Annotated in this window: 8 protein-coding genes; all 8 read left to right on the top strand. The window is 34.3% G+C overall.

Features of this window, described 5'->3' with window-relative positions; translation table 11 throughout:
- The first annotated feature begins 59 nt into the window (after positions 1-59).
- The 8 genes from DIS18_RS12235 to DIS18_RS12200 all read left to right on the top strand — a co-directional run bounded on the left by DIS18_RS12235 (position 60) and on the right by DIS18_RS12200 (position 11,621).
- Positions 60-521: a (2Fe-2S)-binding protein gene (locus tag DIS18_RS12235; protein WP_109353369.1), complete on the top strand. Its 462-nt coding sequence runs from the start codon at positions 60-62 to the stop codon at positions 519-521.
- 19 nt (positions 522-540) lie between these two features.
- Positions 541-2,757, top strand: a complete 2,217-nt coding sequence (locus tag DIS18_RS12230; RefSeq protein ID WP_109353368.1) for a xanthine dehydrogenase family protein molybdopterin-binding subunit — start codon at positions 541-543, stop codon at positions 2,755-2,757.
- Positions 2,758-2,772: 15 nt separating this feature from the next.
- Positions 2,773-5,067 (top strand): FdhF/YdeP family oxidoreductase, encoded by a 2,295-nt coding sequence (locus DIS18_RS12225; RefSeq protein WP_109353367.1) that lies wholly within the window; start codon positions 2,773-2,775, stop codon positions 5,065-5,067.
- 157 nt (positions 5,068-5,224) lie between these two features.
- Entirely contained in the window at positions 5,225-7,738 is a 2,514-nt protein-coding gene (nirB, locus tag DIS18_RS12220) for a nitrite reductase large subunit NirB (protein ID WP_109353366.1), read from the top strand.
- 224 nt (positions 7,739-7,962) lie between these two features.
- Positions 7,963-8,334 (top strand): nitrite reductase small subunit NirD, encoded by a 372-nt coding sequence (gene nirD / locus DIS18_RS12215; RefSeq protein WP_109353365.1) that lies wholly within the window; start codon positions 7,963-7,965, stop codon positions 8,332-8,334.
- A gap of 30 nt (positions 8,335-8,364) precedes the next feature.
- Positions 8,365-8,949 carry a DUF4202 domain-containing protein gene (locus DIS18_RS12210; RefSeq protein ID WP_109353364.1) on the top strand — a complete coding sequence of 195 codons (585 nt, stop codon included), beginning with the start codon at positions 8,365-8,367 and terminating at the stop codon, positions 8,947-8,949.
- A 10-nt stretch (positions 8,950-8,959) separates the two neighbouring features.
- Positions 8,960-10,774 (top strand): sensor histidine kinase, encoded by a 1,815-nt coding sequence (locus DIS18_RS12205; RefSeq protein ID WP_109353363.1) that lies wholly within the window; start codon positions 8,960-8,962, stop codon positions 10,772-10,774.
- 181 nt (positions 10,775-10,955) lie between these two features.
- A complete protein-coding gene (locus DIS18_RS12200; RefSeq protein WP_109353362.1) occupies positions 10,956-11,621 on the top strand; it encodes a response regulator transcription factor in 666 nt (221 codons plus the stop codon).
- Positions 11,622-12,055: the final 434 nt, after the last annotated feature.

Here is a 12,055-nt window from a genome sequence, read left to right as displayed (position 1 = left end):
TTTAAAAATAACTTTTATTTTTTTGTATTTTTAGTAAGAATTCAATTAAAATTATATCCATGCCAACATTCAACTTAAAAATTAACAATAAAACCCATACTGTAGAAACAGATATGGATACGCCTTTATTATGGGTGTTGAGAGATAAACTAGACATGGTAGGTACTAAATTTGGCTGTGGTATTGGTCAATGTGGTGCATGTACAATTCATGTAGATGGAAATGCCATGAGAAGTTGTTTACTTCAAGTGTCACAAGCCGAAGGTATGAATATTACAACTATTGAAGGGCTTTCTGAGAATGGAGATCATCCTGTACAAGAAGCTTGGGAAGAAGTTGATGTGCCACAATGTGGATATTGTCAAGCAGGACAAATCATGACAGCTTCAGCATTTTTGAAGAGTAATCCAAATCCTTCTGACTCAGAAATTAGAAATGCTATGCATGGAAATATTTGTAGATGTGCTGCGTATAATAGTATTGAAGAAGCAGTAAAAGTAGCCTCTAAAAAAATAAGTTAATCAACCTAAATAGAAAACAATGACTCCTTCAAATAAAATTACATTCAGTAGAAGATCGTTCTTAAAATCATCAGCTTTAGCGAGTGGTGGTATGATAATAGGTTTTAACTTATTCAATGCATGTAAGTCTGATGTGAAACCTTCAATAGATTTAAGTCAATTAAATTATAATGATTTTAATGCTTTCATAAAAATTTCCCCAGAAGGGAAAGTCACTATATTTTCTCCAAATCCTGAAATTGGTCAAGGTGTAAAAACATCAATGCCCATGTTAATTGCTGAAGAATTAGATGTTTTATGGAGTGATGTTTATGTTAAACAAGGCGCTTTGGATAATAAGAATTTTGCACGTCAAGTTGCAGGAGGAAGTCAATCTATTAGACATAGTTGGCTACCATTAAGACAAACAGGAGCAACAGCTAAACAAATGTTGATTAATGCTGCTGCTGCTAAATGGGGTGTTGATGCTTCAGAATGTTCAGCAAAAGAAGGTATTATTACTAATGCAAATGGAGAGACTTTTAGTTATGGAGATGTTGTTAATGAAGCTGCTATTTTAGAAGTTCCAGAAAACATAGAATTGAAAAAACCAAAAGACTTCACAATTATTGGACAAAATACAGCTAATGTAGATTTAGATAAAATTGTTACTGGTAAGCCTTTATTTGGTTTAGATTATAAGGAAGAGGGTATGGTTTATGCTTCGGTTTTAAGACCACCTGCATTTGGGGAAATTTTAGAATCTTTTGATGCAACAGAAGCTAAAGCTATCCCAGGAGTTTTGGATGTCATAACTATTGGAGAAAATGCTAGAAATTTTATTAAAAAAGGCTATGTAAGTTGGACATCAATTATTAGCGGAACGGATAAAGTTGTTGTTATAGCTGATAATACTTGGAGTGCAATAAAAGGTAAAAATGCAATTAAGGCGACTTGGAAAAAAGAATCACCTCTTGAAAGTACTGAATCTCATGATAAAATATTATTAGATTTATTAGATGGTACTAAGTTTAGTACAAGACGATCTGACGGTAACGTGAAAAAAGCTTTCGCTGAAGCTGATAAAATTTTAGAACGAACTTTTGAATCTCCTTTTTTGCCTCATAATTGTATGGAACCTATGAATTTTTTTGCAAATGTTACTGCGGATAAAATTCATTTAGTTGGTCCAACACAAACACCAGCAGAATCGGCAAAAGTTGCATCAGCTTTATTGGATAGAGATATTACAGAGGTTCATGTAGAAATGACTCGAATGGGCGGGGGGTTTGGTAGAAGACTTTATTCTGATTTCATTATTGAAGCAACAGATGTTTCTAATACAATAAAAAAACCTGTAAAAATGGTCTCTACTAGAGAAGATGATATGACAACAGGTGTCTATAGACCAGCAATAAAATATAAAATTTCGGCTTCAATTAAAGAAGGAAAACTAACAGGGTATCATTTAAAAGAGGCTGCTATTAATGGTAATATGTATGGATTAATACCAAATTTCTTTCCAGCTGCAGCCATTGATAATTATCAAGTTGATACAGCCAATTACAAGAGTAATATCACCACTGGAGCTTGGAGAGCTCCGTATACTAATTTTTTAGCTAGTGCAGAACAAAGTTTTTTCGATGAGCTTGCTGAAGCTTTAGAGGTAGATAGAATTCAATTGCATATGGATTTATTAGAAAACGCAAAAAATAATCCTGAACCTAATATTGAATATAGCCCGGATAGATTACAAGGCGTTATTAAGCTTGCAGTTGAGAAATCAAATTGGGGTAAATCAAAAGATGGTGTGTATCAAGGTTTTTCAGTTTATTATTGTCATAACACACACGTAGCTGAGGTTGCTGATATAAGAATGAAAAATGGAATTCCAATAGTAGAGAAAGTAACTTGTGCTGTAGATTGTGGTATAGTCGTAAACCCGTTAGGTGCTTTAAATCAAATAAAAGGCGGTGTTATTGATGGGATAGGTCATACTATGTATAGCGATTTTAGTTTTAAAGATGGAATCCCTCAATCTAATAATTTTAATGCGTACCAATTAATTAGAATGGGACAAACACCACAAGTTGATGTGCATTTTGTTGAAAGCGATATAGATCCAACTGGCCTTGGCGAACCTACTTTCCCGCCTATTGGAGCTGCAATTGCTAATGCTGTTTATGCTGCAACAGGAAAACGACTTTACAAACAGCCATATATGAGTAATATGGTATTAGAAAAAGTTGTAGGATAAAAAAACATAAATCAAATGAGTTTATCGCCAAAAGAAAAGGCTAAAACATCAGAAGAGTTTTTAAAAATAAAAATAACCCAACGTCCAGAAAATAGCGTTGGGTTTTCTGCTATTAAAAACTCTATTGGTCAAGTGTCGAAATACATGAATGTTACTGATGCATTTAAGTTAGCAATAAAAATGAATCAGAAAGGTGGTTTTGATTGTCCAGGTTGCGCATGGCCAGATCCAGATGATGAGCGTTCTTCACTTGGAGAATATTGCGAAAATGGTATGAAAGCCATGGCAGAGGAAATGCAAAGTAAGTTGATTTGGCGTGATTTTTTTAAAAACAATGCTGTTGATGATTTAGCAAGTTTATCTGATTTTGAAATTGGAAAGTCAGGGCGTTTAGCAGAACCTATGTATTTACCTGAAGGTGCTACTCATTATCAACCCATAAGTTGGGAAGACGCTTTTAAGAAAGTAGCAGATCATTTAAATGCTCTAGATAATCCAGATGAAGCGGTGTTTTATACTTCTGGAAGAACGACTAATGAAGCAGCTTTCTTATATCAATTGTTTGTTAGAGAGTTTGGAACAGCTAACCTTCCAGATTGTTCCAATATGTGTCATGAAACCAGTGGAAGTGCACTATCTGAAACCTTAGGTATTGGAAAAGGTTCAGTCATTTTAGATGATTTATATAAAGCAGAATTAGTGATGGTTGTGGGGCAAAACCCAGCAACAAATCATCCAAGAATGCTTTCAGCTTTAGAAAAAACAAAGAAAAATGGTGGTAAAATTGTAGCCATTAATCCATTGCCCGAAGCTGGTTTAATGAAGTTTACTAATCCTCAGAATCCAATTAAAATGCTAACTGGAGGTACAAAACTATCTGATGTTTTTGTGCCAATTACTATTAATGGTGATGTGGCTTTTTTTAAAGCGCTATTACTAAAATTATTAGAAAAAGAAGAAGAGACTGGAAGCGTGTTTGATAAGGAATTTATAAATGAACATACTGATGGACTAGAAGATTTTATTTCAGATTTAAAAACTTACGATTTTAATGAATGTTTAGGAGCCTCTGGAGTTTCAAGAAAAACTTTTGATGAGGTTTTTGAATTAGTCCTTAACAAGGAAAAAATTATTATTTGTTGGGCTATGGGATTGACACAGCATGAAAATGCAGTAGATAATATCCGAGAGCTTGTAAATTTATTATTGCTTAAAGGGAGTATTGGAAAAGAAGGCGCTGGAACTTGCCCAGTTCGAGGACATTCAAATGTGCAAGGTGATAGAACCGTTGGTATTTGGGAATCTGCACCTCAAGCCTTTTTAGATAAAATTGAAGCTAAATACGGTTTTAAACCTTCTACTAAACATGGCTATAGTGTTATTGAAGCAATTAAAGCGATGTATGAGAAGAAAGCTAAAGTGTTTTTTGGACTTGGAGGTAACTTCATTTCTGCTGTTCCAGACACAGCGTATTCTGCGCAGGCTATGGCAAATTGTAATTTAACGGTGCATGTAAGTACTAAATTAAACCGTTCGCATTTGGTTACTGGCAAAGAAGCATTGATTTTACCATGTTTAGGTAGAGCAGAAAAGGATTATCAAAAAACAGGTGTACAAACTCAGAGTGTTGAAAACTCTATGGGTGTGGTCTCATCTACAAAGGGTATTTTAGAACCTTGTTCAGAGGCTTTAATTAGTGAAGTTGCCGTAGTTTGTGGTATTGCAAATGCGACTTTAAAAGAAAAGTCTAAAGTAAATTGGTTGCAATATAAAGATGATTATAATCTAGTAAGAGATGATATTGCAGAAGTTGTTTCAGGGTTTGCAAATTATAATCAAAAGCTAAAACAGCCTTCGGGCTTTTATTTGCCCAATGGAGCTCGTGTTCGAGAATTTAAAACCAAGACAGGAAAAGCAAATTTTACAGCTAATAAATTACCAAATTGGAAATTAAAAGAAAATGAATTGATTATGATGACGATTAGAAGTCACGATCAATTTAATACAACTATTTATGGATTAGATGATAGATATCGCGGTGTTTTTAATGAGCGACGTGTTATTTTTATGAATAGAGAAGACATGAAACTACGTAGTTTAGATACACATGATGTTGTAAACCTTAAATCTGAATATAATAGCGTTACTAGAGAAGCAAATAATTTTGTAGTAGTGGGTTATGATATTCCTAAAAATTGTTGTGCAACGTATTTTCCTGAAACGAATGTATTGGTTCCCTTGGATAGTTTCGCTCACACAGCTAAAACACCAGCTTCAAAGAGTGTGAGAATAACGGTTACAAAAGTTTAAATTTTCAGTAAAAACTTATCCCAAAATTTCTTTATAAATAATTATTAGTTGCTCAATTTGTGAAATTGATAATAATTGCCTTACTACGTAAATTTCTTAGATAATTAGATTCAAAAATACGTATAAATACTTAGTTTTGTTTTTTAAATACGTAATTATGAAGAACATTATTGTTGTTGGAAACGGCATGGTTGGTTATAAGTTTTGTGAAAAATTTGTAGAAAAAGCTGAAAGCAAAGATTTTAAAATTACAGTGTTTGGTGAAGAACCAAGACCAGCTTATGATAGAGTTCACTTGAGTGAGTTTTTTGAGAATCAAGATGCGAAAGCTTTAGAAATGGCTCCAGCAGAGTGGTATGGTGAAAACGGTATTGATTTAGTTACCAATGAACGTGTGGCTGATATTAATAGAACCGCAAAAACAATTACAACTGCAAAAGACCGTGAGTTTTCTTATGATTATTTGGTATTAGCAACAGGATCTTCGCCTTTTGTACCACCAATTAAAGGTGTTGAAAAAGAGGGCGTATTTGTATATAGAACTATTGAAGATTTAGAAGGCATGTTAGCTTACGCTGCTAAGCTTAGAGAATTAAAACCAAATGCAAGAGGCGCAGTTTTAGGTGGTGGTTTGTTAGGTTTAGAAGCTGGTAAGGCGGTTATGGATATGGGCTTAGAACCACATATTGTGGAGTTTGCACCTAAGTTAATGCCAAGGCAATTAGACTCTAGAAGTTCTCAGGTTTTAAAATTAAAATTAGAATCTATTGGTTTAAATATTCACTTAAGTAAAGCAACCAATCAGATTTTAGGTGATAAGTATATCATAGGAATGGAGTTTGGAGAGGATGATATGCTGGATGTAGATATGCTTGTTATTTCGGCAGGTATTCGTCCAAGAGATGAACTAGGACGTGCTTGTGGTTTAGAAGTTGGGGTTCGTGGGGGTATTGTGGTTGACAACACCATGAAAACTTCAGATGAAAATATTTATGCTATTGGTGAAATTGCCTTATATAATCAAATGATATATGGCTTAGTTGCTCCTGGTTATGATATGGCTGCAGTAGCTGTTGAACAGATTATAGGACATACAGATACGGTTATGCCAGCAGATATTGATATGTCTACTAAATTAAAATTAATTGGAGTAGATGTGGCTAGTTTTGGAGAGCCATTTATGCCTGCTGCAAAAGGACATTCCATCATTTTTGAAAATAAAACACAGCATTTATATAAAAGAATAAATGTAAGTCTTGATGGTAAATCTTTACTAGGAGGTATTTTAGTTGGTGATGCAGCAGATTATAACATGTTGCATCAAGTATATCTGAATGGGATGGCTATTCCTGAAGATCCATCACAATTAATATTGCCAGCAAGTGAAGGTGGTTCATCTTTTGGAAGTGTTTTAGACTTACCAGATGATGCACAAGTATGTTCTTGTGAGAGTGTGAGTAAGGGTGATATCTGTTGTTCGATTACCGAAGGTGATTGTACAACATTTGGAGATGTGGTTACAAAAACAAAAGCCACATCGGGTTGTGGAGGTTGTAAACCAATGGTGACTGACTTGGTAAATGAAACCTTAAAATCTTTAGGGAAAGAGGTTAAAGAGGTGGTTTGTGAGCACTTTAACTTTAGTAGACAAGAGCTTTACGATTTAATAAAAATCAATAAAGTTCCTAATTATCAAGAGGCACTAGATTTGTTTGGTGAGGGTCATGGTTGCGAAACCTGTAAGCCTTTAGTAGCATCAATTTTTGCGACCATTACTATGGAAACAGCAAACAGACAGCCTACCATACAAGATACTAATGATAGATTTTTAGCAAATATTCAGCGTAACGGAACGTATTCTGTAGTGCCAAGAGTTGCGGGTGGTGAGATTACGCCGCAGCAACTAATTGTGATTGGAGAGGTTGCTAAGAAATACGATTTATATACAAAAATTACTGGCGGACAACGTATTGATTTATTTGGTGCGCAGATTCATGAATTACCATTAATTTGGAAAGAATTGATTGATGCAGGTTTTGAAAGTGGACATGCTTACGGAAAATCTTTAAGAACTGTAAAAAGTTGTGTTGGGTCTACATGGTGTAGATACGGTATGCACGAAAGCGTAACGTTTGCCATAGATATTGAAAATAGGTATAGAGGCTTACGTTCGCCACATAAACTAAAAGGTGGTGTTTCTGGATGTATTAGAGAATGTGCTGAGGCACGTGGAAAAGACTTTGGATTGATTGCTGTTGATGGTGGTTGGAATTTATATGTTTGCGGAAATGGTGGTGCTACACCAAAGCATGCTGTTTTATTAGCTGAACAATTGGATGATGAAACGGTTGTGAAATACTTAGACAGATTTTTAATGTATTATATACGAACTGCTGGTCCGTTGGTTAGAACCGCACCTTGGTTGGATAAATTGGAAGGTGGTATTGATTACCTAAAACAAGTAGTTATTGAAGATTCGTTAGGTATTGCTGAAGAATTAGAACAGGAAATGCAAGGATTGGTAAATAGGTATGAGTGTGAATGGAAAGAGGCTATTGAAAACCCTGAAATGATGAAACGTTTTAAACATTTTGTGAATTCTGATGATACGGATGATAACATTGAGTTTGTTCCGATGAGAGGACAGAAGATGCCGAAGCAATGGGTTTAGGGAAGTAAAGAAGTTGGTAGCTTGAAGTTGGAAGTTAGTTTGTTTGCGAATAAAATACCCAGATGAGTGAGAGTTCCCCTCCTTGGAGTGGCTAGGGGAGAGTTTCGCGTTAGGGATTGCAGAGAAATATTTATGTTCATGAATTCGATAATATATAATAAAAAGCTATGAATAAAAGCCGACCCTTGTGGTAACGCACAAATAAAAATTTAAAATATAGAATTATGCAAGATATATTGAATCAATACGTAACAGTTACTGAAGATGCTGTAAAAGAGTGGTTTAGAGTGGGGGAAACGACTGATTTTCCTGAGAATAGTGGTGCCTGCATTAAGTATAAAAGTAAGCAGATTGCGGTATATAATTTTTCGAGAACAGGGAAATGGTATGCAACACAGAATTTGTGTCCGCATAAAATGGAAATGGTGCTTTCATTAGGAATGATAGGAGATAAGGATGATATTCCTAAGGTGGCTTGCCCGATGCATAAGAAGAATTTTTCTTTGGAAGATGGGCGTAATTTGGCTGGTGAGGATTTAAAAATTGCTACTTATCCTGTTAAAATTGAAGAGGGAAATGTGTATATTGGCTTTTAGGATTAATGAACAGACCAAAACACAAATTTTATGAAGCCTACCAGATTTGAAACCGCAATTGCGTTAATTGATAAAGCCAACTCTGAAGATATAAATACTTACCAGGTTGCTGGGATGGACTACCCAAAGGAATTGTTGTACTCGCAGCGTATGACACGAAAATTATTGCAGTTTGAACCTAATGCCTCTAAAGCGTTACAGATTGCGGCGCGTGCACAACATATTTGCCGTTGGAAAATTGCTCGTGATGCATACCCGATGGATCGTGTAGGATACTTGAAATGGCGAGAAACCTTAAAGAAAATGCATGGTGACTTAACAGCTGATATTTTAAAACAGGTGGGTTACGATGACCAGTTTACAGATAGGGTTAAGGCTATTATTCTTAAAAAACTGATTAAGAAAAACGAAGAGTCTCAAACTTTAGAGGATACTATTTGCTTGGTGTTTTTAGATTACTATTTTGATGAGTTTGCTGCTAAGCATGATGACGAAAAAATCATTGATATTCTGAAAAAAACATGGGTAAAAATGTCTGATAAAGGACATAAGGCTGCTTTGAAACTTCCGTTTTCTGAAAAGAGCTTAGCGCTTGTAAAACAAGCTATTTCGTAAATTTTTGACTATGACAAAGAACGGCAATTCATTAGACCAAAGGACTTTTGATAAACTTCGCCGTTTGTATATTATTGGTTTTAGTACCATTGCACTTTCTGTAATTGTGAGTCAGGTGTTGATAAGAACACACCTAAGCGGACAAGAAAGTGATTCTACTGTTATTAATGTGGCGGGTAGGCAACGTATGTTGAGCCAGAAACTAACTAAAGATGTTGTTTCGCTTTCTGCAGAAACCAACCCTAAAAATCGGATTCTTTTAAAGGATAATATTAAGGAGACCTTGCATTTATGGGAGTTGTCTCATCATGCGCTTCAAAACGGAAATGATAGCTTAGGGTTGCCCAATACGAATAGTAAAAGGGTTTCGAAAAAATATAAGGCTTTAAATCCTGTTTTTGATACCATAAGTAAGGCTTCAAAAGCTATTATTAATAAGATTGAAAATATACCGCCTTTAACTTTAGAGCAATATGTTGATGATATTGAAAAAGTAAAAGCTTATGAAGCTGATTTTTTGATGATGATGGATGATATTGTTAATCAGTATGATCTGGAAGCTGATGAAAAAGTAGCATGGTTGCGTCAATTAGAGTTGTGGTTAACGGCATTGACTTTATTGATTCTTTTAGGTGAGTTTTTATTTATTTTTTGGCCTGCTGCAAAGTCGGTAAAATCAACTTTAGCGGAGTTGTTATTTGCTGAAAAACGGGCAAAAAAAATGGCGTTTGATGCTGATGAGTTGAGTAAAGCCAAGGAAAAATCCATTCAGGAATTAAGTGCTTTAAGTCGTGCTATGGACGATACATTGCTTTTTGCGCGTATTTTGCCTAACGGAAGTTTGGTACACATGGGAAATAAGTTTTCCCGATTATTTAAGTTTTCCAAATTTAATGATGTCACTTTGTTTTGGACGGTTTTATCTACTGAAGACCAGGAGCAATTTGTTATTGAAGACATCATCAATAAGCATAAAAAAACAGGTTGGCAAGGTGAGGTTAAAGCCACTACGAAGGATGGAAATCATGTATGGTTAGAAATGGCTGTGATTCCATATTCGCCTACCGAAGAGAAATCAGAATTATTGATTATTGCTTCTGAAATTACTGCTCGAAAAGTGGCTCAATTAGAAATTGATAGACTGACTGAAAAGAGTTTTGAGGAACAAATGAATCAGCAGAAAATCATTTCTAGTAAGATTATTGAAAACCAAGAAAAAGAGCAAAACCGTATTGCTAAAGATGTGCATGATGGTATAGGGCAAATGCTTACGGGTTTAAAATATAATTTAGAAAGTATAGATACAAAAGATGTTGAAAAGGCTAGTGCTAAAATTGAACATTTAAAAACACTTACTACAAATATTATAAAAGGGGTTAGGACAGCAACATTTAACCTGACGCCTCCAGAATTATCAGACCATGGTATTGTACCCGCTTTGAGTAAATTAACTTTAGAATTGACGAAACTTACAGGGAAAGATATTGTGTTATTTAATAAAACCGATTTTAATCAACGTTTGGATTCACTTGCCGAAATTAATATTTACCGTATTACACAAGAGGCTATTAATAACGCTATTAAGTATGCGGAGTCTACTCACATCATTGTGTCTTTGTCGCATAGTAAAAATATTTTGAGTATTGTTATTGATGATAATGGAAAAGGATTTAATCCAGATAAAGTGAAGTTTGTAAAAACAGGCGATGGCGGTATGGGCATGACTTTTATGCAAGAACGTATTAAGTATATTGATGGACGTTTATTTTTAACTTCGGAAGCGGGCAAAGGGACAAGGGTTACTTTGAATATTCCTTTGGATTAGTTGATTCGAGTTAGTCATGTCTCCTCTCGTTAAATGGCTAAAAAACTCTAATTACCTTCTTGGGAATATCGAAAGGAGTTTTATAAAATTTATATAATAAAATTAATAACTAGATACCGTAACCTGTAAAATACGTAGTATTACGTAATTTTATTACTTTTGTACTTATAATTTGTTATTTATGGATGTAATCAATGTTGTACTTGCAGACGATCATGTTTTAGTTAGAGATGGTATTAAAGCCCTTTTGGAAGACCAATCAGGAATTGTTGTGATAGATGAAGCCTCAAACGGGAAAGAAGCTCTAGAAGTAATAACTAGAAATAAACCCCATGTGTTGATTGTAGATATCAGAATGCCAGAAATGAATGGTATTGAAGTGGTTGGCGAGATGAGTAAGTCACATAAAGATGTTAGAACATTGGTATTATCCATGCACGATTCCGAGGAATATGTAGTACAAGCTATTCAAGCAGGTGCAGATGGTTATTTGTTAAAAGGAGCTAGTAAAGATGAATTCTTAAAAGCGGTAACTAAAGTAGCTTCTGGAGGTAAATATTTTACAGGAGATGTATCAGCAATTATCATGAATAATTTTGTGAATGGTAACACCAATACAGCAGCTACAGCAAAAGCAACACCAAAAGAAGATCCTTTTAAATTAACCAAACGCGAAAAGCAAATTTTAGGTTTGGTTTTAGAGCTTAAAAATAACAAAGATATTGCTGATGAACTTCAAATCAGTAAACGTACCGCCGAAGTACACCGTTTTAATCTCATGAAAAAGTTAGAGGTTAAAAACTTAATGGAATTGAGCCATAAGGCTAAGGAGTTTGGGCTAGTTTAATATGGTCTTATTGTAATAATACAAGACGTTGTTGTTCAATCTATAAAAGAGTATCCAATAGAGAAATATAGCATCTTAGAATTCTCTTGTTAGCAATTGGTCGCTAATCTTATTGTTTTTAAATTTTGGTTTCTTTCTATTATTTAGTTGAGTATCATTTAATATTTCTTAAAATAAATAATTAAATTTCCTTCATTTTACCAAATCCACAAAATCCACATTCCTAAATTATCAACATCATAATTTTTTTCTATTACGTAATTTTAAACAACTAAAATTAAGTATTATTACGTAGTTTTGATATTGTTTCAAACCTGTTTATTCTTAGCTAAAGAAACATCAAAGTCAAAATTTTTAGCATAGATTTTTATCAAATCAAAAATAAATAAGGGCTTTTTTAAAGTATTAGGAATAATAAACTAAAGGTTTGATTA

The sequence above is a fragment of the Algibacter marinivivus genome (assembly GCF_003143755.1).
In the GTDB taxonomy this organism is placed as follows: domain Bacteria; phylum Bacteroidota; class Bacteroidia; order Flavobacteriales; family Flavobacteriaceae; genus Algibacter_B; species Algibacter_B marinivivus.
Note: the sequence above shows the minus strand (reverse complement) of the source record. Positions and strands in the feature narration are given on the sequence as shown.